This is a genomic window from Aeromonas sp. 97A, from assembly GCF_051919185.1.
Taxonomy (GTDB): Bacteria; Pseudomonadota; Gammaproteobacteria; order Enterobacterales; family Aeromonadaceae; genus Aeromonas; species Aeromonas veronii.
In genome coordinates this window covers 4,028,740-4,051,019 of the sequence record NZ_JBQBFF010000001.1, presented here as the reverse complement: position 1 = coordinate 4,051,019, position 22,280 = coordinate 4,028,740, and the positions used below count along the sequence as shown (strand labels likewise).

Below are 22,280 nucleotides of genomic sequence, written 5' to 3'. Positions count from 1 at the left end.
GTGTCTCATCCTTGGCCTGCTGTCAGGCCGAGGTCATGATCTGATAGAGCTCTTCGTCGCTGGTTGCCTGACGCAACTGGCGGCACACCGCCTTGTCACCCAGCTTGGAAGCCATCAGAGAAAGGGTCTTGAGATGCTGCTTGCACTCGCTTTCCGGCACCAGCAAGGCAAACAGCAGGTCAACCGGTTGATTGTCGATGGAGTCGAAAGGAATAGGGTCGGCAAAGGTCATCAGGATCGCGGTTGGCGGGAACTCATCGTCAATGCGACCGTGGGGGATCGCAATACCGGCACCGATCCCGGTACTACCCATTTTTTCGCGGGCCAGCAAGCATTCAAACAGCGCCTGACGGGAAGTGCCAAGGCGTTCGGCGGCCAGCTCGCTGATGATTTCGAGGGCGCGTTTCTTGCTGGTACAAGGGACTGCACTCTTGGTGCAGTCCCGACTCAGTATGTGTTCAAGTTGCATGGTTATTTTTTATTTAACTTATCTTTGTGCTTGATGATCTGCCTGTCCAGCTTGTCGAGCAAGGTGTCTATCGCAGCATACATATCGGCATGTTCAGAGTTGGCAAACACTTCGCCACCGCTGACGTGCAATTTGGCTTCCGCTATCTGGTTCAGTTTTTCCACGCTAAGCACCACATGAACATTGTTGATGTGGTCGAAGTGACGCTCGAGTTTGGCAAATTTGTTATTCACATAATCACGCAGAGCTTCGGTGATCTCGACATGGTGTCCGGTCAGGTTAATTTGCATAACATCATCCTTTTGTTTGCCTAAACCAGGCGTTTGCGCTGATTGGAAGGTGGGATAAACAAGGATTCGCGATACTTAGCGATCGTGCGTCTCGCCACCATAATACCCTGTTCGGCCAGCAAATCCGCGATCTTGCTATCACTTAACGGCTTGGCAGGATTCTCTGCCGTGACCAGCTTCTTGATGAGCGCGCGAATTGCGGTCGATGAGCACTCTCCTCCTCCTTCGGTGTTCACATGGCTGGAGAAAAAAAACTTCAATTCGAAGATACCACGGGGGGTATGCATGTACTTCTGGGTCGTCACCCGGGAGATGGTCGACTCATGCATCTCTACCGCTTCGGCGATGTCATTGAGCACCATCGGCTTCATCGCCTCTTCACCATACTCGAAAAAGCCCTGTTGCTGCTCGACAATGCAACTGGCCACTTTCAGCAGGGTGTCATTGCGACTTTCCAGGCTCTTGATGAACCACTTGGCTTCCTGCAAATGGGAGCGAATAAACTGGGTGTCTGTGCTGCTGCGGGCGTTACGTGCCATGGCGGCATAGGTCTCGTTGACCCGGATGCGGGGGGCGGAGTCGGGATTGAGCTCGACCACCCACTTGCTGCCCTTCTTGACCACGGAGACGTCGGGGATCACGTACTGGGAGTCGCTCTGGATGATGCCGTTACCGGGACGCGGCTCCAGCAGCTGGATCAGATCCAGCACCTCCTTGAGGTCGCTCTCTTTGAGTTTTGTCTTGCGGGCGAGGGTGCGGTAATCCCGGTTGCCGAGCAGCTCCATGTGCTCGAGGATCACCTCCTTGGCCTCGTTGAGCCAGGGGGTCTGCGGGTCATACTGATCCAGCTGGATCAGCAAACACTCCTGCACAGAACGTGCAGCAATGCCGACCGGATCGAAGTGCTGCACCCGCTTGAGTACCGCCTCGACCTCATCGAGTTCCACCTCTACGTCATCGCTGGTGACGGCAGCCTGAATATCCTCCAGCGCAACGGTCAGATAACCGGATTCGTCGATGGCATCGATGATGGCGAGCGCGATGGCGGCATCCACATCGCTGAAAGGTGTGAGCCGCATCTGCCACAGCAGATAATCCTGCAGGTTTTCGGTAGTTTCACCCTGATAGACGCTATCTTCCCCATCGTGGATGGGGCCCGCACTTTGGGCCGTGCCGGCAGAGTAAACCTCGTCCCAGGTGGTATCCACCGGCAACTCGTCCGGCATCTGCTCCTGAGCCATGGCATCGCTGGAGTCCAGCTGGCTGGCATCGACCGGCGCTTCCGGACTAGTCTCTTGCGCCTCGCTCTCTTCCTGCTCCAGCAGAGGGTTGTTTTCGAGCGCTTGCTGAATTTCCTGCTGAAGTTCCAGAGTGGAGAGCTGGAGCAGACGAATCGCTTGTTGTAATTGCGGCGTCATGGTCAGGGACTGACCGAGACGCAACTGTAATGTCGGCTTCATCTACGTCGGGATATCCTTATGTTCAGCGAGGCACTCGTCAAAGGAAATGAAGGCATGCCCCCTTACTATAGACTGAATTGATCGCCCAAATAGACGCGCTTGACCTGCTCATCGGCAAGGATGTCAGCCGGTGCACCTTCGGCAATCATCTTGCCGTGGCTGACGATATAGGCCTTCTCACATACGTCCAGAGTCTCTCTGACGTTGTGGTCGGTAATCAAGACGCCAAGGCCTCTATCTTTCAGATGCTGAATGATCTTCTTGATGTCTATCACAGAAATCGGGTCAACCCCTGCAAAGGGTTCATCCAGCAGAATAAAACGCGGCTCGGCCGCCAGCGCACGGGCGATCTCGACCCGACGGCGCTCACCGCCGGAGAGGCTCTGACCCAGGTTGTCGCGAATGTGGGTGATGTTGAACTCTTCCAGCAGTTGCTGAACCTTGTCCTCACGCTCCTCGCGACTCAACCCCTTGCGGGTCTGCATCACGCCCATCAGGTTGTCGAACACCGACAGGCGACGGAAGATTGAGGCCTCCTGCGGCAGGTAACCGATGCCGTTACGCGCTCGCACATGCATGGGCTGCAGGCTGATGTCCTGATCGTCGATAGTGATGAGACCTGCATCGCGCTGCACCAGCCCCACGATCATGTAGAAGGAGGTGGTCTTGCCCGCCCCGTTGGGGCCGAGCAGGCCGACAATCTGGCCGGTGCCCACTTCAAGACTGACGTCACTCACCACCATGCGGCGCTTGTAGCTCTTCTGCAGGCCCACTGCTTTTAACACTGCCATGGCTTATTTTCCCTGCTTCTTCTGGTCGGCGGGCTTGTCGAAATTCTCTACCTGATCAGGCAGGAACACGGTTTTGACCCGCTGGCTCGGGCTCTTGCTCTCGGCAATCATCTTCTGTTTGACGATGTCGTAGCGGATCAGATCGCCATTGACCTGGCTATCTTCCTGCTTGAGCTGACCGTTGCCGGTGATGGTCACCAGACGGTTCTTCAGCTCGTAGCGGATGGTATTGCCGTGGGCATTGACCGGCTTGCCGTTATCCAGGATCTGGAAGAAGGTGGCGGGCTTGCCGTAGGCAGTCATCACCTCCGCCCCTTTCTCGCCGGAGCGGGTCACTACCACCTTGTCAGCCTTGATCCGGATGGTGCCCTGATTGATGGTCACATCCTCTTCGAAGGTGATGCGGTTGTCCTGCATCTCGGCCACCTGTTTGACGGCATCGACGTAGACCTTCTCGGCAAAGTCGGACTCTTTGGCGGTCACCGCACCACACAACAACAGGGCTGCGAGGGCCAGATTAGCGTTTTTCATTGAAATAGATGGCATGGCCTTGATCCAGTAACTCAAAATATTTGCGGTCCAGATGGCCCTTGAGGCCAACCCCTTGGGTCTGGAAATCCCGACCCAGAATGTTCACTTCCCGGTTGCTGCGCACATCCTGTGTCACCAGATCCAGCTCCAGATAGGGAGTATCCAGTGTGGAGATGAAAGAGGTGGGCAGCAGACCATCCAGATGCACCTTGTCCCGCAGGATGACGTTGTCGCCCGTGTTGAGCACGCCGGTTTCGGCGGTCACCTTCCACTCGGCGGCACCCTGATCGTCATACATGTAGACCACCGGCTTGTCGAAGGTGGCCTGCTCGAGGATTTGATAATACTCGGCGTAGGTCGACTCCAGCCGCTCGGTGCGCTTGCCGTTGATATCAAAACGGGTGGTCACCAGATCTTTGGCGACAAAATCCGGCTGATAGTTTTCGATTTTGACGGCGCTCTCCGGCACCAGCTCAACCTTGCCCAGCTGCCAGGCAACCAGCGCGACCAGAAACAGCAGGGCAAACAACAGGGTCTGTCTGCTCATACCGAGGCCTCGGGCTGATAATCGTCGTGGCCCTGCGCCTGCAAAATGAGGTCACACACCTCGCGCACCGCGCCCATGCCACCGCCAAGCCGGGTCACCATATCGGCACGACTCAGCACCAGCGGATGGGCATCGGCCACCGCGATACCCAGGCCGCAGGCGGCCATCACCGGCAGATCGATGGTGTCATCGCCCATATAGGCAGCCTGTTCCGGGGTCAGTCCCAGCTTGGCAAGCAGCGCTTCGAAGTGAGGCAGCTTTTTATCAGCCCCCTGCACCACATGAGCCACACCCAGGCTTTTCATCCGATCGCTGACGATACGGGAGTTGCGCCCTGTGATGATGGCGATCTCGATCCCGGCATTGAGCAACGCTCGCATGCCCGCGCCATCGCGGGTACAGAAGGTTTTCAGCTCTTCGCCGTTGTTTCCCATGTAGATGAGGCCGTTGGAGAGCACCCCGTCCACATCGCACACCAGCAGGCGGATTTGCGCCGCCTTGTCGAACTGGCTGCGCGTCACCGGACCATAGAGGGTCGGTACGTTTTGCATCAAATTACTCCGGCTTTCAGCAGGTCGTGCATGTTGAAGGCGCCGAGCGGGCGCTTGTCACCATCCACCACCAGTAATCCGTTGATTTTTCTCGTTTCCATCAGCTTGACGGCTTCTGCAGCCATCATCTCTGGACCTACGGTAACACAGTTGGCCGTCATCACACGGCTGATGGGGGTGTGATGGATATCGATCTGCTGGTCAAGAATGCGGCGCAGGTCGCCATCGGTAAAGAGCCCGGCCAGCAGGCCATTGCCATCGACCACTGCCGTCATACCGAGCCCCTTGCGGCTCACTTCCAGCAGCGCCTGGCTGATGGTGGCATCTATCCCTACCCGGGGCAACAGCTCACCGCTGTGCATCAGATCGCCGACCCGCAGCAATAGACGCTTGCCAAGGGAACCGCCCGGGTGAGAGAGGGCGAAGTCATCGGCGGTAAAACCGCGCGCTTCCAGCAGAGCCACCGCCAGGGCATCGCCCATCACCAGGGTTGCCGTGGTACTGGAAGTGGGTGCCAGACCCAACGGGCAGGCCTCTTTCTCCACCTTGATGCACAGGTGCACATTGGCCTCTGTGGCCATGGTGGAGGCGGGATTGCCAGTCATGCAGATGAGCGGAATGCCGCGGCGCTTGAGTACCGGCAGCAGGGCCAGGATTTCGTCGCTCTCGCCGGAGTTGGAGATAGCGATGATAAGGTCGCCACTGGAGATCATCCCCAGATCGCCGTGACTCGCTTCTCCCGGGTGAAGGAAGAAGGCAGGTGTGCCGGTGCTGGCGAGGGTGGCGGCGATCTTGCTGCCGATATGGCCCGATTTGCCCATGCCGGTGACCACTATCTTGCCACCGCAGCGCAGCACCATTTCGCACGCCTTGTCGAAGGCGTCGTTCAGATACTGATAGAGTCCATCAATGGCTTGCTTTTCTGTGTCCAGCACCGCGCGGGCACTGCGACGAAAATCGAACAGTTCAGACACTTTCTCAGGCTTTACAGACATAAAGACACAGCTCCGGGCCGAAATTAGCTGCGGGATTATAAAAAAGTCTGCCCGGATAAGCGAATCGGATGGCAAGTCCCACTCTCGATGACGCACTTTGTTACAGAAAACTGTCGTGCAAATGGGCTTGCAGCCTGTTCAATAGTTGTTCCTTGCTGTTGCTTAGACCTAGACTACCCCATAAAATTCGCACCTCATTTACACCGGATGGACAATTGTTTGAACAATGACCTGATCACCATCTCCGACCTGACCTTCAGTCACGGAGATCGGCTGTTGTATGACGGGATCAACCTGACCATTCCTCGTGGCAAGGTAACCGCCGTCATGGGCCCGAGCGGCATCGGTAAAACCACCCTGCTGCGGCTGATCGGTGGCCAGCTCAAGCCGGAGTCCGGTCACATTCTGTTTGACGGGGAAGATATCCCCACCCTCTCCCGTTCGCGCCTCTATGAAGTGCGCAAGCGGATGAGCATGCTGTTCCAGAGCGGCGCCCTGTTTACCGGCATGACGGTCTACGACAACGTGGCCTTCCCGCTGCGGGAACACTCCGGCCTGCCGGAGGAGCTGATCCACACCATCGTCATGATGAAGCTGCAGGCAGTGGGCTTGCGCGGCGCGGCGAAACTGATGCCCTCCGAGCTCTCCGGCGGCATGGCGCGCCGGGCGGCGCTGGCACGGGCCATTGCCCTTGACCCCGACCTCATCATGTATGACGAGCCGTTCGTCGGGCAGGACCCCATCACCATGGCGGTGCTGGTCAAGCTGATCAAGGAGCTGAACGATGCCCTCGGTATCACCTCCGTCATCGTCACCCACGACGTGAAAGAGGTGCTGAGCATCGCCGATTACGCCTACATCATTGCCAATCGCAAGGTGGTGGCGCACGGCACGCCGGACCAGTTGCGCGAGGAGCACAATCCCGAAGTCGAGCAGTTCCTCAAAGGATTGCCCGATGGTCCTGTTCCGTTTCATTTTCCGGCAGGCGATCTGCTACAGGATCTCTGATGTTGATAAGTCAAATAAGCAAGCTGGGGCGGGTCGGAGTGCGGTTTATCAGCTCTGTCGGTCGCGCCACCATCATGTTGTTCCATGCGCTGGCGGGCAAACCCGAGCCGCGCAAGCACTTCCCACTGCTGATCCAGCAGTTGTATGTGGTGGGCGTACAGTCGGTGGCCATCATTCTGGTCTCCGGCCTGTTCATCGGCATGGTGCTCTCGCTGCAGGGTTACAACGTATTGAAGGATTTCGGCGCCGAGCAGAGCCTGGGGCCGCTGGTCTCCCTCTCCCTGCTGCGGGAGCTGGGTCCTGTGGTCACGGCGCTGCTGTTTGCCGGCCGTGCCGGTTCGGCCCTGACCGCTGAAATTGGCCTGATGAAGGCCACCGAGCAACTTTCAAGCCTCGAGATGATGGCGGTCGACCCACTGCGCCGGGTGGTCGCCCCCCGCTTCTGGGCTGGCGTCATCAGCATGCCGCTGCTGGCCTTTATGTTCAGCCTGATCGGTATCTTCGGCGGCAAGCTGGTTGGCGTGGACTGGCTCGGCGTGGACGAAGGGGGCTTCTGGTCTGCCATGCAGGCCTCCGTCGACTGGCATGAAGACATCATGCAGGGCGCCATCAAGAGCCTGATTTTCGCCCTGGTGGTCACCTGGATTGCGCTCTTTAACGGCTATGATGCCAAGCCGACCTCGGCCGGGATCAGTCAGGCCACGACCCGAACTGTGGTCCACTCATCCCTCGCCGTGCTCGGCCTGGATTTTATACTCACTGCAGTCATGTTTGGATAAGGTAAAGATGAAGTTCAGCAAAGTAGAATTCCTGGTCGGCACCTTCATGCTGGCTGGCATCGGTGCCATTCTGGCACTGGCCCTGCAAGTGGCCGGTTTGAGCTTCAAACCGGAAGGAGAAACCTATACCCTGCGCGCGCATTTCGATAATATCGGCGGCCTGAAAGTCCGTTCGCCGGTCAAGGTCGGCGGCGTGGTGGTCGGTCGGGTCAGCGACATCGTACTGGACCCGAAAACCCAGGTGCCCGAAGTCACCCTGATGATGCAAAAGAGCGCTGGCGAGTTCGCCGATACCAGCTCCCTCTCCATCCTCACCTCCGGTCTGCTCGGCGAGCAGTACATCGGTCTGGCCCCCGGTTTCAGCGATGAGGAGATGGGCACAGAGATGCTCAAGGATGGCGACCTGATTGAAGACACCAAATCCGCCATCGTGCTGGAAGATCTGATTGGCAAGTTCCTCTACAGCCAATCCTCCGACAGCAAATCAGACAGCAAGAAGGAGTAATCATGTTCAAGAAAATCGCCCTGCTGCTGGGTCTGATGACCAGCATGCTCATTTCCCTGTCTGCCCAGGCCGCAGTCGATGCCACCGACCCCAACGCGCTGGTGGATCAGGCTGCCAAGCAGACCTTTGCCCGCCTGAAGGCCGATCAGGCCCAGGTGAAAAGCAATCCGGATCACCTGCGGGTGATCATCCGCGAAGAGCTGCTGCCCTATGTGGACAACCGCTTCGCCGCCTACAAGGTGCTTGGCAACCAGATTAAAGAGACCACCGAAGCGCAGCGCAATGCCTTCGTCGAAGTGTTCACCGAGTACATGGTGAGCTCCTACGCCGATGCGCTGGCCCATTTTGACAAGCAGACCGTCAAGGTCGAGCCGGGCAAAGCTCCCAGCGGCAACATCACCGCAGTCAACGTCAGCGTGAAAGAGGCCGGCAAGCCGGACATCTTCCTCGAGTTCAAGCTGCGCAAGAACAACAAGACCGGAGAGTGGAAAGCCTTTGACATGGTAGCCGAGGGGATCAGCCTGCTCTCCGCCAAACAGAGCGAGCTCGGCGGTTTGATCCGCCAGAACGGCATCGATGCGGTGATCGCCCAGTTGCGCGAGCACAACGCCAAGCCGCTGGTACTCAAACCATGACTCTCAGCGGTGAGCTGCAGGCGCCACAGGTCAATGACCTGTGGCAACGCCGTGCCGAATGGTGGCAGGACGACCAGCTCGAGCTCGGCGGCGTCACCACCCTCGACTCTGCCGGACTGGCCCTGCTGGTCAAATGGGCCAAAGCCGTATTAGCGCGAGGCGCCACACCGCAACTGGTGGGCGCCTCCAGTGATTTCTATACCCTGGCCAACCTCTACGGGGTGGCCGGGCTGTTTCAGTCAACCCCGCTCACAACTGAGGACGCATAATGCAAGTCTCTGAAATTGAAGCGATACTCCTTGAGGCTCTGCCATTGTCCGAAGTCCATGTCAAAGGGGACGGTAGTCACTACCAAGTGATCGCCGTCGGTGACATGTTTGACGGCATGAGCCGGGTCAAGAAGCAGCAGGCCATCTATGCCCCGCTGATGGACAAGATCGCCAGCAACGCCATTCACGCCCTCTCCATCAAAGCGTTCACCGACGCCGAGTGGAAACGCGAACGTAAATTCCTATTGCCCTCCTGATTTGGTAACGAAGTAAAAATGGACAAATTCAAAATCGATGGTCGTTGTACTCTCAACGGCGAAGTGACCATCTCCGGCGCCAAAAACGCCGCGCTGCCGATCCTGTTCGCGACCCTGCTCTGTGATGAAGAGGTACACCTCTCCAACGTGCCGCGCCTGAAAGATGTGGGCACCACCATCAAGCTGCTGGAGATGCTGGGTGCAACCACCAAGGTCAACGGCAACGTCACCGTGCTGACCGGTGCGGTGAACAACCATATCGCTCCCTACGAGCTGGTGAAGACCATGCGCGCCTCCATTCTGGCGCTGGGCCCGCTGGCTGCCCGTTTCGGTGCCGCTGATGTCTCCCTGCCAGGCGGCTGCGCCATCGGTGCCCGTCCGGTCAACCTGCACGTCCACGGCCTGGAGCTGATGGGTGCCAAGATCACCATCGAAGATGGTTACATCAAGGCCCGTGTCGATGGCCGCCTGAAAGGCGCCCACATCCTGATGGATATGGTCTCCGTGACCGGTACCGAAAACCTGATGATGGCTGCGACCCTGGCTGATGGTCGCACCGTGATCGAAAACGCCGCACGTGAGCCGGAAGTGGTCGATCTGGCCAACTTCCTCAATACCCTGGGCGCCAAGATCCAGGGCGCGGGTACCGACACCCTGACCATCGACGGTGTCGAGCGTCTGCACGGCGGCAACTACAGCGTGCAGCCTGACCGCATCGAAACCGGAACCTTCCTGGTGGGCGCAGCGGTCACCGGCGGCAAGATCACCTGCCGCAAGACCGACCCGACCCTGCTGGAAGCGGTACTGGTCAAGCTGGAAGAGGCTGGCGCCCTGATTGAGAAGGGTGAAGACTGGATCACCCTCGACATGACTGGCCGCACCCTCAAGCCGGTCACCATCAAGACCGCCCCCTACCCGGCCTTCCCGACCGACATGCAGGCACAGTTCACCGTGCTGAACGCCGTCGCCAAAGGCACCGGCATGGTCACCGAGACCATCTTCGAGAACCGCTTCATGCACGTTCCCGAACTGGTACGGATGGGCGCAGACATCGAACTGCAGGGCAATGTGGCCATCTGCCGTGACACCGAGCAGCTCAAGGGTGCCCAGGTGATGGCGACCGATCTGCGCGCCTCCGCCAGTCTGGTGCTGGCCGGCTTCGTTGCTGAAGGCTCCACCATCGTCGACCGTATCTATCACATCGACCGTGGCTACGAAGACATCGAGCAGAAGCTGCAGGGTCTGGGCGGCCGCATCGAGCGCATCAAGGGCTGATAACCCCCCTGATCGCTGGCCGATAAAAAGGCCCCCTCGCGTTGGCGAGGGGGCCTTTTTCATGGTTTCGGTTCTGTTGAAACCGGGATCAGTGACCCGCCAGCTTCATATTCTCTACCAGCACCGAGCCGGTCTTGAGACTGGAGCGTTCATCCTCGTCACGACCTACCGCCACGATATGGCTGAACATCTCGGCCAGATTGCCGGCGATGGTGATCTCCTCGACCGGATAGGCTATCTCGCCATTCTCGACCCAGAAACCGGCGGCGCCGCGGGAGTAGTCGCCATTGACGATATTGACCCCCTGCCCCATCAGCTCTGTCACCAGCAGGCCGGTGCCCATCTCTCTCAGCATGCCCGGAAAATCCTGGCCGGTATTGGAGACCTGCCAGTTGTGGATGCCACCGGCGTGACCCGTGGTGGTCAACCCCAGCTTGCGCGCAGAGTAGGAGGTAAGCAGCCAGCTCATCAGCTCGCCGTTGCGGATGATATCCATGTCGCGGGTACGCACCCCTTCCCCATCGAACGGGGTACTGGCGAGCCCGCCCAACAGGTGGGGGAACTCCTGAATAGTGAGCCACTCGGGCAGGATCTGCTTGCCCAACTTGTCGAGCAGGAAGCTCGACTTGCGATAGAGGTTGCCACCACTGATGGCCATTACCAGATGGCCCCACAGGCCGGAGGCAGTGTCCGGGTGGAACAGCACAGGGGCATGGCGGGTAGAGATCTTGCGGGCGCCGAGGCGGGAGACGGTACGCTCAACGGCTTCGTCGGCGATGCGCTGCGGGCTCCAGAGCCCGTCGAGGGAACGGCTGGAGGAGTAGCCGTAATCACGCTGCATATCGCCATCCTGCTCGCCGATCAGCACGCAGCTCAGTGAGTTGCGTGACGCCGCGTAGCCTTTGACGAAGCCGTGGCTGTTGCCATAGACCTTGATGCCGAGATGGCTGGAGAAACCGGCGCCGTCGGAGTGCTTGATACGGGCATCGCGACCAAGCGCCAGCCGCTCGCACTCGATGGCCAGTTCGATACCGCGCTGGGGATCCAGCTCGATTTGGTGGCACAGTTGTAGATCGGGGGCATCCCAGGCCAGTAGCTCGGCGTCCGCCAGACCGGCGCAATCATCGGCCGAGGTGTGGCGGGCAATCTCGATGGCCGCTTCAACGGCGGCACGAATGGCGGGTTTGCTCAGATCGGTGGTCGAGGAGGATCCCTTGCAACCATCGCGATAGACGGCGATGCCGAGGGCGCCATCCTTATTGAATTCAATGCTTTCCAGTTCACAACCCCGGGTGTTCACCGATAACCCGGTCTGCTTGCTGATGGAGACTTCGGCCAGCGAGGCGCCCAGTCCTTTGGCTATCTCCAAGGCTTCGGCAACCACGGCCTCGAGATGGGCTTGATCCTGGCGGATTTGGTCTTGCTGATCCATAACTCACATCTGTATGAAAGAAGGAAAGGGGGGTAAGCATATCAGACCCCTGCGCCCAGCGGGAGAAGCTGGTAACATATCCGCCAAACGTGAATGACAGGAATCAAGAGACCGATGAGTCAATATCAAGACGACAACGAGTTCGAAGACTGGGGCCCCAGCAAGAGCCAGCTCAAGCGCGATGCCGAAGCATTGCAGAAAATGGGGGAAGAGATCGTCTCCCTCAGCCACAGCGAGCTGGAAAAAATCCCGTTGGATGAAGAACTTGCAGAAGCGGTCGAACTGGGTCGCAAACTCAAGCCGAAGAAGGATGAGTCCTTCCGTCGCCATCTGCAGTTCATCGGCCGCCTGATGCGCAGCCGCGATATCGAGCCGATTGCCGAAGCGCTCTCCATCATCAAGAACCGTCACTCCACCGTGAATGCGCGCCTGCATCGCCTGGAGCAGTGGCGCGAGCGCCTGATCACCGAAGGTGACAGCGCCCTCAACGAGCTGATGTCCCAGTTCCACGAGCTGGATCGCCAGAAGCTGCGCCAGCTGATCCGCTCCGCCAACAAGGAGCGGGAGCTGAACAAACCGCCGGTCGCCTATCGCGAGATGTACCAGTATCTGCGCGGCGAGATCGAAGACCTGCTGTGATCCCCGAAACACGCCTCCCCTTGCGGAGGCGTGCTTCTATTGATGCCTTTTCCTCTCCACATCCCCCGCCATCCCTGCACGTTTAATATATCCACCACTTTGCTACCCAAGCCATAACGGCCCATCTCAACAGCCCCGTTAAATCGCAGCTTCAGAGCAGCCCAAGACAAACCCGTTAACAATTTCGCATCATTTTGTTTGACATATTGAACGGCCTTGGCAGACTGAAGGAGGATCCATGCCGTCGCTGCCCAGGCTGACCAACGATTCTGCCACCCGGCCCGACGCGGGATCCCATGACCATGCCTTGAGGCATGCCCTTGCCCTAGCGGTTTGCAAGGGCCTGCCCAAGGCGCAGGATGAGACTTCAACGCCAAGGATAATCAAGGTGCCCTATGCCAAATCCCCAGCCTCCCGCCACCCGTAAACCTGTCGTGCTGATGACCATGGGCGCCCAGCCCCGCAACGGCCACGCCTATCAGGTGATGACCCACAAATACATCATGCCGCTGGTGGAGATAAGCGGCTGCGTCCCGCTGCTGGTACCCACCTGCTGCGGCACCGCCGATCTGGAGCAGTATCTGGATCTCGCCGATGGGGTCTATCTGAGTGGTGCAGGTTCCAATATCGATCCGGCCCTCTACGGCCAGGAGAACCTCACGCCGGAAAAACAGCAAGACAGGGATCGCGATTTGTTCGACCTGCCCCTCATCAAGGGAGCGCTCGCCCGTGGCTTGCCGATCCTCGGGATCTGCCGCGGCATGCAGGAGATCAACGTGGCGCTGGGGGGAGACATCCATCAGAAGGTCTATAACGAGCCGGGTTATGACGATCACCGGGAGGATGCCGACGATCCGGTCGACGAGCAGTATGGACCCAGCCATCAGATCAAACTGCTGCCGGGCAGCTGGTTTGCCGAACTGATGGGGGAAGAACAGATTCCGGTCAACTCCCTGCATGGACAGGGCATCAACCGGTTGGGGAAGGGTCTGGAGCCGTTGGCCCACGCCGAAGATGGGCTGATCGAGGCACTTCATGCCCCCGCACTGTCACCCTTTTTGCTGGCAGTGCAGTGGCATCCGGAGTGGAAGGCCAATGAAAACCCCCACTCCATCAAGATATTTCAAGCCTTTGGCGATGCCTGCCGCCAACGCTGTGCATTGATGGCAGCGAGTTAACCCCTCATCGATTCAGTCGCCAAACCCGCGCGCCTTGAGCTTGGGCAGTCCGCCCCGCTCGGGGCGCAAGGTGCGGCAGATATCCATCCCCTTGAGCCCGCGCTGGATATGGTCAGGCGAATGGCCAAACACCATGCCGTTGCTGCGGTAGAGGTTGTTGTCATCCAGCTCGAACTTCTCGCCGCCAATCAGCAACTGCTCGCGGCCATTGACCGTGTCACCCCGCTTGATGGGCACCTTCATATCACTCAGCACCTCGCCGGTGGCACACCCCTCGCGCCAGCGCGCCTCGCTGGAGAAGGGGGTAATGGCTATTTCACGCCAGGAGCCATCCCGGAATTCGACCCGATACTTCTCGGCCAACAGGTCGCAGCCCGCCAATGGCAACAGGGCCATCAAACAGATGATTTTCTTTGAAAATTTCACTCAATCGCACTCCTTTGCCCGGTTCTGCACAGGATAAATAAATTGCCGCCCCAACGCACCATTTCCCCGCGCCGCAGCAGCTATGCTGGAAATAAAACCACAATAAGGTGCTGCTATGGCTGGCGAAAACCTCACCGCGCTACCGACGCTGATCTGGATTGGCGAACACCCGTTCTGGACCCTGCTCACCCTCTCCCTGATGCTGCTCCACTTCTGGCGCCGTCCGGGACAGCGACGGGAGCTGCTCTCCGAGCTCAGTTTCGTGATGATTAGCGCGGTGGTGATCCTGCTGATCCAGCTGGAAGGGGGCTGGTTCAAACTGCCGCTGCCCCATCAATTGCTGATCGAGATCTCCACCCTCTTGGCCGGCCTGATACTGGTCAAGATATGGGGGATCCTGCTGTTCGAGTTTCTGCTCCCTCTCTGCCATGTGCGGATCCCGCGGATCATCGCCGATATCGTCATCACCATCGGCTATATCGGCTGGGGTCTGTTTCGCCTCTACGCCTCCGGCATGGCGCTCGGAGAGATTGTCACTACCTCGGCGGTGATCACCGCGGTCATCGCCTTCGCCATGCAGGACACCCTGGGCAACCTGCTGGCCGGGGTCTCCATTCAGCTCGACAACTCCATCGCCATCGGTGACTGGCTGCAGGTGGATACCACCCAGGGCCGGGTAGTGGAGATCAACTGGCGTGCCACCACCATCGAGACCCGCAACTGGGAGACTGTGGTCATCCCCAACAGCCACCTGCTCAAACAGCGCTTCACCGTGCTCGGGCGCCGCCGTGGCGAACCCTTGCAGTGGCGGCGCTGGGTCTGGTTCGATCTGACCCTGGATACCTTGCCGACCCAGATCATCGCGCTGATCGAGAAATCCCTGCGGGAGACCAAGCTCCCCTGCGTCGCCAAGCACCCGCAACCGGACTGCCTGCTGATGAATGTCGAGGGGGGCATCGCCCGCTATGCGGTGCGCTACTGGCTGACCGATCTGGCTCGCGACGATCCGACCGACTCCATGGTGCGCAGCCTGATCGATGCCGCCCTGCGCCGCAACGATCGCCGCCTCACCCCGCCGATCTTCAACGTCTTTATGGCCAAGGAGAAGCAGCATCTGGATGCCCGCCACAAGCGCCACACCGCCGAACGAACCGATACCCTGCGCAAGCTGCCGCTGTTTGCCATGTTGCAGGAGAACGAGCTACTCCAGCTGGCCGATCAGGTGAAGTTCGCCCCCTTCGTCAGCGGCGACATCATGCTGGAGCAGGGGGATGTCTCCAGCTGGCTGTTCGTACTGGTCAAAGGGGAAGCCGAGATGGTGGTCAATGTCGAAGGGCGAGAGCTGAAGCTTGGTACGCTCAACGCGGGAGACTTTTTTGGCGAACTGAGCCTGCTCACCGGCGAGCCCAGCTCCTTCACGGTACGGGCGGTGGCCACCGTCGAAACCTATCGCATCAATCAGGCAATGTTTCAGGAACTGGTGATGCAGCGTGAGGCGCTGGTCGAGCCCCTCTACCGGGTGCTGAGCGACCGCCAGCAGGAGCAGCAGGCACTGCTGGAGCGTGAAGCGGAAGCCATGAAACAGCCACCACAACAGCTTGATCTGCTTGATAAGCTGATGAAGCTGTTCGGCGGAAGATGACGTAGCATGGCATCGTATTGAGGACGTGAAGAGAGAACCGCAGCCATGTTACTGACCACCCTGGCCCTTGCCGCCAGCCTGCAATTTGATTGTCCCGCCACCATCGAGACTCGCCAGCAGCTGCTGACCCCGCAGCAGGGCTGGCAGGCGTTTACCCGCAATGACGATGGCAAACAAGACGAAACCCTCAGCCACCAGCTCGATAATCTGGCCCTGTTCGACGGAAATCCTGCCGAGCTGGCCCAACTCAAACCGGATAATGGCGACAGCGACGAAATCCACTACTGGAGCCAGCTCGATAGCAGCCTGCGCCCGCTCCATCTGGTCTGCCGCTATCAGAACAGCGCCATCACCCTGCAGCAGGCGCTGCCCGTCGGCATCAGCTACTGCCGCGTCAACCAGCGCGATCGCAACACCCTGCTCGGGTTGATTTGTCGCAAATAGCGGGCGTAACCCCTTGCCATATATCGCTATTCGCTGACAGCCATTACCGCCTGAGCGTGGCCACCCGCCAGCGCCATCAGAGCAGCAGCTCGGCCAGCTCCTCCAATGCCGTCAGCTCAACGTCCGGCAACAGTTGCAGCTGTTGCCACGGTTGTTGCCGCTCGTTGAGCCAGGCAGCGCGAAAGCCGTGCAAGCGGGCACCCAGTACATCGGTCTCGGGATGATCCCCCACATGGAGGATCCGCTCTGCTGGCAGCTTGAGGGCACTGCGGGTCTGCTTAAACATATCCGGCGCCGGTTTCATTCTGGCGCCTGCCCCCGCCTTGCAGACCAGTGTGAAGTAGCGATCCAGCCCGGCCTGAACCAGATCCAGATTACCGTTGGTGATCACCACCAGCGGATAGCGTTCGGCCAGTCTGGCCAGCAGCTGATGAGTGGACTCGCTCACCTCGATCTTCGAGCGCTCTGCCAGAAACGCAGCAAAGACCTGCTCCGCCTCGCGGCTGGCCTGCTGGTCGGCCATCCCCCCCTCGACCATGGCGGTACGGATGGTCTGCTGGCGCGCCAGGCTGACATCGTGGCGCAGCCCGGGGTTGGCCAGCAACACGGCGCGTTTTAACTCCAGCCAGCGCGGCTTGTCGAGCATGGCGGTGGCCAGATATTCGCTGCGCAGATGGCTCAGCATCCACTGCTCGGCCCGCACGATGGCGGGGCCGTTGTCATAGAGGGTGTCATCGAGGTCAAACGAGATAGCAGCAACCGGCTGCCAGCGGCGATAGAAGTGCATGGACTCTCCTCTGCAACTGGGCTCAGGGCCCGTTATTCATCGTCCTGTGCATCCGGGTCACGCTTGGCCCTTGGGTGAGCGCTGTCATAGACCTTGGCCAGATGCTGGAAGTCGAGGTGGGTATAGATCTGGGTGGTGGAGAGGTCGGCATGTCCCAGCAGCTCCTGAACCGCCCGGAGATCGCCGGAAGACTCCAGCATATGGGTGGCAAAGCTGTGGCGCAGCTTGTGGGGATGGACGTGGGCGTTGAGCGCCTGCTTGTTGCCCCAGCCATCGAGGCGGGCCTGCACCGAGCGGGCCGACAGCCGCTGCTTGCGGCTGGAGACAAACAGCGCCTCGCTCTCATCCCCGGCCAGCAGCGGGCGCACCTTGAGCCACTTCTGCAGCCACTCGACCGCCATCCGGCCGATGGGCAGCACCCGCTCCCGCGAGCCCTTGCCGGTCACCTTGAGCTGGCGGTCGTCGAGCTTCAGATCCACCAGATTGATCCCCACCAGCTCGGCCAGACGCAGCCCTGAGGAGTACATCAGCTCCATGATGGCGCGATCCCGCACCGCCAGCGGATCCTGCTCGTCGGTGATGTTGAGCAGCTGGTGCATCTCGTCCACATCGAGGTTTTTCGGCAGCGGCCGCCCCTGTTTCGGGGTGACGATGCCACGGGCCGGATTGGCGGTCAGTCGCCCCTGCCGCACCTGCCAGTCGCAAAAGCTGCGCAGGGCCGAGACCTTGGTGGAAAGGGAACGAGGAGCAAGGCCCCCCTTGTGCATCCGGGTCACCAGAGTGCGCACCTGACTCGCCTCGAGCCGACCCCAGTCAGTGAGCCCGAGGGCCACCAGCTCGGCGGTCATCGCCTCCAGATGGGCTTGATAGTTATTGCGGGTATGAGGGCTGAGCTGACGCTCGACCCTCAGGTATTCGATAAAGGCCGCCAGCTCGTCCGCCAGTGCCGCAGGCAGTGGCGGTGCGACGACGGGAGCTTTGGCGGGTGCCCTGGCCGGTGTTCTAGCCATGAGTCAACTCGGGCAGACGCAGTTGCAGCAGGCGCCCCAGTTGGCCCAGCAGCAGGGTGTCGTTGTGGGGAGTAAAGTGACCGGGATCCGAGCTGGCGAAGGCCAGCACACCGAGATCGCCGAGCCGCATCAGGGCCACCGAGTTGACCAGCACATCGTGGCCAAACAGCGCCTGCTTCTCGCTCTGGCTCAGGCGGCCAAAGTAGTAATCCTGCCCTGGCAAACGCTGACCCAGCAGGGATTCGAGCTGCTTGCCCTGTGCCAGAAAACGCTGCTCGGGCCCGCTCAGGGCAAACTTCTTGGGGTTGAGCCAGAGTCGCAACCCGGTCAGGCGCAGCCGCTGGACAAAGGCCTTGCCCATCACGGCACTCACTTCGAACAGGGTCTGGCAACCGTACAGCTCGCCGTAGAGATCGGCATAGACCCGGAAGATCCGTTCGTTCTCGCTGGCGATTCCCATCAATTCGGTGATCTCCTGCTCCAGCTGTTCGATCCGCTCGCGCTGACGCTCCAGCTGGCGCTCGACCAGCGAGACCGACCCTTTGCGTTCATGGGGAATGCGGATCCGGTCCAGCACGGCGCCGTGGCGTTGGAAAAACTCGGGATAACGGGCCAGGTACTCCAGCACAGTGGCTTCATCCACCGATTGCTCCTGCCGTTTGAGTTCGCTCATAAATTGGTTGATCCATCAGAGAAATGGGGCTCGCTGCCCCGACATCATGGGCAAAGGGGGCCAACGCCCCCCGTACCTGAACCTTTATCGGCTAAACCTCTATCTGGCCGTCAAACACATGCTCGGCGGGACCGGTCATATAGACCGGCTGGCCCGGCCCCTTCCAGGCGATGGTCAGCTTGCCGCCCGGCAGGCTGACGGTGACCCGCTCCTTGAGCTTGCCCTGACTGATGCCAATCACCGCCGCCGCACAGGCACCGGTGCCGCAGGCCAGGGTCTCGCCACAGCCCCGCTCGAATACACGCAGCTTGATCTCGGTGGCATTGACCATCTCCATGAATCCAACGTTGACCCGCTCGGGAAAACGCTCGTGGCGCTCCATGATGGCACCCAGCGTTTCGACCGGCGCATCGGCGACCGAAGGCACCTCGATGACGCAGTGGGGATTGCCCATGGAGACCACGCCACACATCACGGTATGCTCCTGCGCCCGCAGCAGATAGGTTTTCTCTGCCTTCTGGGCCCGGAACGGGATCTTGCCCGGCTCAAACTGGGGCACCCCCATGTTGACCGTGACCTGATTCTCCCCCTCCAGCTGCAATACGATGCGACCCCGGGCGGTACTGACCGCGATGCGATCCCGGTTGATCAGCCCTTTGAGACGCACGAAACGGGCAAAACAGCGGGCACCGTTGCCACACTGCTCCACTTCGCTGCCATCGGCATTGAAAATGCGATAGTGAAAGTCGAGTTCAGGGTCATAGGGCGGCTCTACCAGCAGCAGCTGGTCAAAGCCGATCCCGAAGTGGCGATCTGCCAGCTTCTTGATGACATCATTGCTGAAAAATACCTTCTGGGTGACGCCATCCACCACCATGAAGTCGTTGCCCAAGCCATGCATCTTGGAAAAATCTATCAACATCGTGCATTCCTGTGCTGTTAGGGCTGTAAAAATTCACCGAACCAAGGGTCGCCAAGCGCCATGAAGTCGTTGTCCAAAGCCACATGCATCCTGGAACAATCTGTCAACATCGTGCATTCCTGTGCTGTTAGGGCTGTAAATACTCACCATCAACCACTATGAAGTCATTGGCCACAGCCCCATGCATCCTGGAACAATCTGTACACATCGCGCACTCCTGTGCTGTCAGGGCTGTAAAATTCTGTCATCTCTATCTACTGCATCAGGGCAGCAGGTGCTCACCGCGCCAGAGATCGGCCAACTGCTCACGCTCGCGGATCAGGTGCGCCTCGGCACCATCCACCAGCACTTCGGCAGCGCGCGGACGGGTGTTGTAGTTGGATGACATGGTAAAGCCGTAGGCACCGGCCGAACGCACTGCCAGCAGCGACCCCTCGGCAATCGCCAGTGTGCGCTCCTTGCCGAGGAAGTCGCCGGTCTCGCACACCGGGCCCACCACGTCATAGATCGCGGGAGCATGGCTGGCACGGCTATCCACCTCGATGATGTTCATCCAGGCGCCGTAGAGCGAGGGGCGCAGCATGTCGTTCATGCCGGCATCGATCAACGCGAAGTTGCGGGTCTCGCCCGGCTTCAGGTACTCGACCCGGGTCAGCAGCACGCCGGCATTGGCGACGATGGCGCGGCCCGGCTCGAACAGCAGGGTCAGATCCCGGCCCGCCAGCTTCTGCTTCAGCGCTTCGGCATACTCGGTCGGATGGGGTGGCTGCTCGGAACCATAGTTGACCCCAAGGCCGCCCCCCACGTCCAGATGATGGATATGAATGCCTTCCGCCGCCAGACCATCGATCAGCCGCAGCAACTTGTCAGCCGCTTCCATAAAGGGATTCAATTCAGTGAGTTGCGAGCCGATATGGCAATCGACCCCGACGATCTCGATGTTCGCCATCGCGGCCGCCTTGCGATAGATGGCTGGCGCCAGCTCGATGGGAATGCCGAACTTGTTCTGTTTGAGGCCAGTGGAAATATAGGGGTGAGTACCGGCATCGATATCCGGATTGACCCGCACCGAGACGCGAGCCTTCTTGCCCATGCTGCCCGCCACCCGATTGAGGCGCTCCAGCTCGGCTTCCGACTCCAGATTGAAACAGAGGATCTCTTTATCCAGCGCCAGGCGCATCTCCGCTTCACTCTTGGCCACCCCGGAGAAGACCACCTTGGCCGGATCACCGCCCGCCGCCAGTACCCGCGACAGCTCGCCACCGGAGACGATGTCAAACCCCGAGCCCAGTCGGGCCAGCAGGTTGAGCAGCGCCAGATTGGAGTTGGCCTTCACCGCATAGCAGATCAGATGGGGAATATCGCCAGCGGCCTTGTCGAAGGCATGCCAGTGGCGCTCGAGGGTCGCACGGGAGTAGACGTAAAGCGGGGTACCGTACTGCTCGGCAAGCTGTTGCAGCGAGGTTTGCTCGGCCTGAAGCTGGCCGTCGGCGTCGTAGTTAAAGTGATCCAAGGGGGCGGTTCCTTCCTAGAATGGGTGCGGCATTAGTGCGGCGCGGCCTCGGTGGCAGCCTCGGAGGTCGCAGGCGGTACTGCTTGCGGTGTACTCTGGTTCTGTGGCTGCTCGGGGGGCGGCATATAGAGCGGCCCCTTCAGACCGCACGCGGCCAACCCGAGGGACAGAAGAGTGGCAAGCAGACACTTGGTGAACTGGGTGATCATAATGGTTCGCTGCGAAAAAATTTTTGGCCCTCTATAATCGCACTCACATTGTTAAAAGCAACAGGATAAACCGATGAAGGATCACGAGTATCACGCCCTGACCGACGCCTTTTTCCAATATGTGGAAGACACGCTCGACGAGGGGTATCCGGATATCGACTGCGAACGCAACGGCGGCGTATTGACCCTCTCTTTCGAGAACAAGACCAAGGTCATCATCAACAAGCAGGAGCCACTGCACCAGATTTGGGTCGCCACCCGCGAGAACGGCTTCCACTTCGAACTGCAGGGTGACACCTGGATCGACAACCGCTTCGGCCACGAACTCAAGGCGCTGCTGAGCCAATCCTGCACCGCCCAGGCGGGCGAAGAGGTGGTGTTCCCATGATCGACCTGCACCCGCAGGGCGCCCGTCACGCGGTGATCTGGTTGCATGGGCTGGGTGATTCCGGCGCCGGTCTCGCCCCGCTGGTGGACGCGCTGGATCTGCCCGCCGAGCTACCGGTGCGTCACCTGCTGCCGGATGCCCCCGAGCGCCCCATCACTATCAACATGGGCTACAAGATGCGCGGCTGGTACGACATAAAGAGCTTCGAGGATCCCGCCGAGCGGGCCGTGGAGTCCCATGTCCGTGAATCAGCCGACCAGATTGCCGCATTGCTCGATCAGCTGGTGGCCGACGGGTTTGCCCCCGAGCATATCGTGCTGGCAGGTTTCTCTCAGGGCGGGGTGATTGCCTCCTTCACCGCGCTGCGCTATCAGGCACAGCTGGCGGGCTTGCTCTGCATGTCCACCTATCTGGCTGCCCCAGACAAGCTGCTCGGCGAGATGAGCGAGGCTGCTCGCACTCTGCCCATCTGCTATATGCACGGCATCTATGACGATGTGGTGAGCCTGTCGCTCGGTTGGGATGCCAAGAACCGGCTGGAAAGCGCCGGACTCATCCCCGAGTGGCACGAGTACCCGATGCGTCACGAGATCTGCCGCCCGCAGCTGGGCGACATTCGCAGCTGGCTGCTGGCACGCCTCGGCGCGTGAGCCCT

At 59.8% G+C, this 22,280-nt stretch carries 29 protein-coding genes; 13 read left to right on the top strand and 16 right to left on the bottom strand.

Going from position 1 to position 22,280, the window contains the following annotated elements:
- Positions 1-22 precede the first annotated feature (22 nt).
- The 8 genes from ptsN to ACTG27_RS18465 all read right to left on the bottom strand — a co-directional run bounded on the left by ptsN (position 23) and on the right by ACTG27_RS18465 (position 5,634).
- Complete coding sequence (ptsN, locus tag ACTG27_RS18500; RefSeq protein ID WP_005336322.1) at positions 23-469, bottom strand: PTS IIA-like nitrogen regulatory protein PtsN; 447 nt, start codon at positions 467-469, stop codon at positions 23-25.
- 2 nt (positions 470-471) lie between these two features.
- Positions 472-759: a ribosome hibernation promoting factor gene (gene hpf, locus ACTG27_RS18495; RefSeq protein WP_005336323.1), complete on the bottom strand. Its 288-nt coding sequence runs from the start codon at positions 757-759 to the stop codon at positions 472-474.
- Between the two features lie 20 nt (positions 760-779).
- Positions 780-2,219: an RNA polymerase factor sigma-54 gene (locus tag ACTG27_RS18490; RefSeq protein ID WP_005336331.1), complete on the bottom strand. Its 1,440-nt coding sequence runs from the start codon at positions 2,217-2,219 to the stop codon at positions 780-782.
- Between the two features lie 65 nt (positions 2,220-2,284).
- Complete coding sequence (gene lptB / locus ACTG27_RS18485; protein WP_005336333.1) at positions 2,285-3,010, bottom strand: LPS export ABC transporter ATP-binding protein; 726 nt, start codon at positions 3,008-3,010, stop codon at positions 2,285-2,287.
- A gap of 3 nt (positions 3,011-3,013) precedes the next feature.
- Positions 3,014-3,541 (bottom strand): lipopolysaccharide transport periplasmic protein LptA, encoded by a 528-nt coding sequence (gene lptA, locus ACTG27_RS18480; protein WP_040068817.1) that lies wholly within the window; start codon positions 3,539-3,541, stop codon positions 3,014-3,016.
- Positions 3,528-4,088 carry an LPS export ABC transporter periplasmic protein LptC gene (gene lptC / locus ACTG27_RS18475; RefSeq protein WP_005336338.1) on the bottom strand — a complete coding sequence of 187 codons (561 nt, stop codon included), beginning with the start codon at positions 4,086-4,088 and terminating at the stop codon, positions 3,528-3,530. The genes lptA and lptC overlap by 14 nt, the downstream gene beginning before the upstream one ends.
- A complete protein-coding gene (gene kdsC / locus ACTG27_RS18470; protein WP_088868289.1) occupies positions 4,085-4,639 on the bottom strand; it encodes a 3-deoxy-manno-octulosonate-8-phosphatase KdsC in 555 nt (184 codons plus the stop codon). The genes lptC and kdsC overlap by 4 nt, the downstream gene beginning before the upstream one ends.
- Positions 4,639-5,634, bottom strand: coding sequence for a KpsF/GutQ family sugar-phosphate isomerase (locus ACTG27_RS18465; protein ID WP_439980151.1), 996 nt, complete (start codon positions 5,632-5,634; stop codon positions 4,639-4,641). The genes kdsC and ACTG27_RS18465 overlap by 1 nt, the downstream gene beginning before the upstream one ends.
- 207 nt (positions 5,635-5,841) lie before the next feature.
- Here ACTG27_RS18465 and mlaF point away from each other — a divergent pair, with 207 nt between their 5' ends.
- The 7 genes from mlaF to murA are packed head-to-tail and all read left to right on the top strand — an operon-like array spanning position 5,842 to position 10,362.
- Entirely contained in the window at positions 5,842-6,642 is an 801-nt protein-coding gene (mlaF, locus tag ACTG27_RS18460; RefSeq protein WP_005336343.1) for a phospholipid ABC transporter ATP-binding protein MlaF, read from the top strand.
- Complete coding sequence (mlaE, locus tag ACTG27_RS18455; RefSeq protein ID WP_005355158.1) at positions 6,642-7,421, top strand: lipid asymmetry maintenance ABC transporter permease subunit MlaE; 780 nt, start codon at positions 6,642-6,644, stop codon at positions 7,419-7,421. The genes mlaF and mlaE overlap by 1 nt, the downstream gene beginning before the upstream one ends.
- 7 nt (positions 7,422-7,428) lie before the next feature.
- Complete coding sequence (gene mlaD / locus ACTG27_RS18450; protein ID WP_005336348.1) at positions 7,429-7,926, top strand: outer membrane lipid asymmetry maintenance protein MlaD; 498 nt, start codon at positions 7,429-7,431, stop codon at positions 7,924-7,926.
- A 2-nt stretch (positions 7,927-7,928) separates the two neighbouring features.
- Positions 7,929-8,561: an ABC transporter substrate-binding protein gene (locus ACTG27_RS18445; protein ID WP_439980149.1), complete on the top strand. Its 633-nt coding sequence runs from the start codon at positions 7,929-7,931 to the stop codon at positions 8,559-8,561.
- Complete coding sequence (locus tag ACTG27_RS18440; protein WP_005336352.1) at positions 8,558-8,830, top strand: STAS domain-containing protein; 273 nt, start codon at positions 8,558-8,560, stop codon at positions 8,828-8,830. The genes ACTG27_RS18445 and ACTG27_RS18440 overlap by 4 nt, the downstream gene beginning before the upstream one ends.
- A complete protein-coding gene (gene ibaG, locus ACTG27_RS18435) occupies positions 8,830-9,087 on the top strand; it encodes a BolA family iron metabolism protein IbaG (protein ID WP_005306001.1) in 258 nt (85 codons plus the stop codon). Before ACTG27_RS18440 ends, ibaG begins: the two co-directional genes overlap by 1 nt.
- A gap of 18 nt (positions 9,088-9,105) precedes the next feature.
- Entirely contained in the window at positions 9,106-10,362 is a 1,257-nt protein-coding gene (gene murA, locus ACTG27_RS18430; protein WP_416032823.1) for a UDP-N-acetylglucosamine 1-carboxyvinyltransferase, read from the top strand.
- 88 nt (positions 10,363-10,450) lie between these two features.
- Here the strand turns inward: murA and pmbA are convergent, their stop codons facing one another.
- Entirely contained in the window at positions 10,451-11,794 is a 1,344-nt protein-coding gene (gene pmbA / locus ACTG27_RS18425) for a metalloprotease PmbA (protein ID WP_439980147.1), read from the bottom strand.
- Between the two features lie 114 nt (positions 11,795-11,908).
- Between pmbA and yjgA the strand changes: the two genes are divergently transcribed.
- Both yjgA and ACTG27_RS18415 read left to right on the top strand, forming a co-directional pair.
- The gene (gene yjgA / locus ACTG27_RS18420; RefSeq protein ID WP_005336359.1) at positions 11,909-12,433 is read left to right on the top strand and encodes a ribosome biogenesis factor YjgA; all 525 of its coding nucleotides are present in this window, start codon (positions 11,909-11,911) and stop codon (positions 12,431-12,433) included.
- Between the two features lie 395 nt (positions 12,434-12,828).
- A complete protein-coding gene (locus ACTG27_RS18415) occupies positions 12,829-13,611 on the top strand; it encodes a gamma-glutamyl-gamma-aminobutyrate hydrolase family protein (protein ID WP_139435114.1) in 783 nt (260 codons plus the stop codon).
- Positions 13,612-13,623: 12 nt separating this feature from the next.
- Here the strand turns inward: ACTG27_RS18415 and ACTG27_RS18410 are convergent, their stop codons facing one another.
- The gene (locus tag ACTG27_RS18410; RefSeq protein WP_040069030.1) at positions 13,624-14,007 is read right to left on the bottom strand and encodes a hypothetical protein; all 384 of its coding nucleotides are present in this window, start codon (positions 14,005-14,007) and stop codon (positions 13,624-13,626) included.
- A gap of 145 nt (positions 14,008-14,152) precedes the next feature.
- Between ACTG27_RS18410 and ACTG27_RS18405 the strand changes: the two genes are divergently transcribed.
- On the top strand, positions 14,153-15,679 hold the full coding sequence (locus tag ACTG27_RS18405; RefSeq protein WP_064339228.1) for a mechanosensitive ion channel family protein: 1,527 nt from the start codon (positions 14,153-14,155) through the stop codon (positions 15,677-15,679).
- Positions 15,680-15,724: 45 nt separating this feature from the next.
- Positions 15,725-16,123 (top strand): STY0301 family protein, encoded by a 399-nt coding sequence (locus ACTG27_RS18400; RefSeq protein WP_439980146.1) that lies wholly within the window; start codon positions 15,725-15,727, stop codon positions 16,121-16,123.
- A 76-nt stretch (positions 16,124-16,199) separates the two neighbouring features.
- Here the strand turns inward: ACTG27_RS18400 and ACTG27_RS18395 are convergent, their stop codons facing one another.
- The 6 genes from ACTG27_RS18395 to lptM form a co-directional block, all read right to left on the bottom strand.
- Positions 16,200-16,910, bottom strand: coding sequence for an HAD-IA family hydrolase (locus ACTG27_RS18395; RefSeq protein ID WP_439980144.1), 711 nt, complete (start codon positions 16,908-16,910; stop codon positions 16,200-16,202).
- A gap of 32 nt (positions 16,911-16,942) precedes the next feature.
- Positions 16,943-17,920 carry a tyrosine recombinase XerC gene (gene xerC / locus ACTG27_RS18390; protein ID WP_043821861.1) on the bottom strand — a complete coding sequence of 326 codons (978 nt, stop codon included), beginning with the start codon at positions 17,918-17,920 and terminating at the stop codon, positions 16,943-16,945.
- The gene (locus tag ACTG27_RS18385; protein ID WP_179214359.1) at positions 17,913-18,593 is read right to left on the bottom strand and encodes a DUF484 family protein; all 681 of its coding nucleotides are present in this window, start codon (positions 18,591-18,593) and stop codon (positions 17,913-17,915) included. The genes xerC and ACTG27_RS18385 overlap by 8 nt, the downstream gene beginning before the upstream one ends.
- A 91-nt stretch (positions 18,594-18,684) precedes the next feature.
- Positions 18,685-19,515: a diaminopimelate epimerase gene (gene dapF / locus ACTG27_RS18380; RefSeq protein ID WP_005336371.1), complete on the bottom strand. Its 831-nt coding sequence runs from the start codon at positions 19,513-19,515 to the stop codon at positions 18,685-18,687.
- 262 nt (positions 19,516-19,777) lie between these two features.
- Positions 19,778-21,028: a diaminopimelate decarboxylase gene (lysA, locus tag ACTG27_RS18375; protein ID WP_439980143.1), complete on the bottom strand. Its 1,251-nt coding sequence runs from the start codon at positions 21,026-21,028 to the stop codon at positions 19,778-19,780.
- A 32-nt stretch (positions 21,029-21,060) separates the two neighbouring features.
- Positions 21,061-21,237: an LPS translocon maturation chaperone LptM gene (gene lptM / locus ACTG27_RS18370; protein WP_201947173.1), complete on the bottom strand. Its 177-nt coding sequence runs from the start codon at positions 21,235-21,237 to the stop codon at positions 21,061-21,063.
- A gap of 73 nt (positions 21,238-21,310) precedes the next feature.
- On the opposite strand from lptM, the gene cyaY reads away from it, so the two are divergent.
- A complete protein-coding gene (gene cyaY, locus ACTG27_RS18365; RefSeq protein ID WP_069554181.1) occupies positions 21,311-21,625 on the top strand; it encodes an iron donor protein CyaY in 315 nt (104 codons plus the stop codon).
- Positions 21,622-22,275, top strand: coding sequence for an alpha/beta hydrolase (locus tag ACTG27_RS18360; RefSeq protein ID WP_439980142.1), 654 nt, complete (start codon positions 21,622-21,624; stop codon positions 22,273-22,275). The genes cyaY and ACTG27_RS18360 overlap by 4 nt, the downstream gene beginning before the upstream one ends.
- Positions 22,276-22,280: the final 5 nt, after the last annotated feature.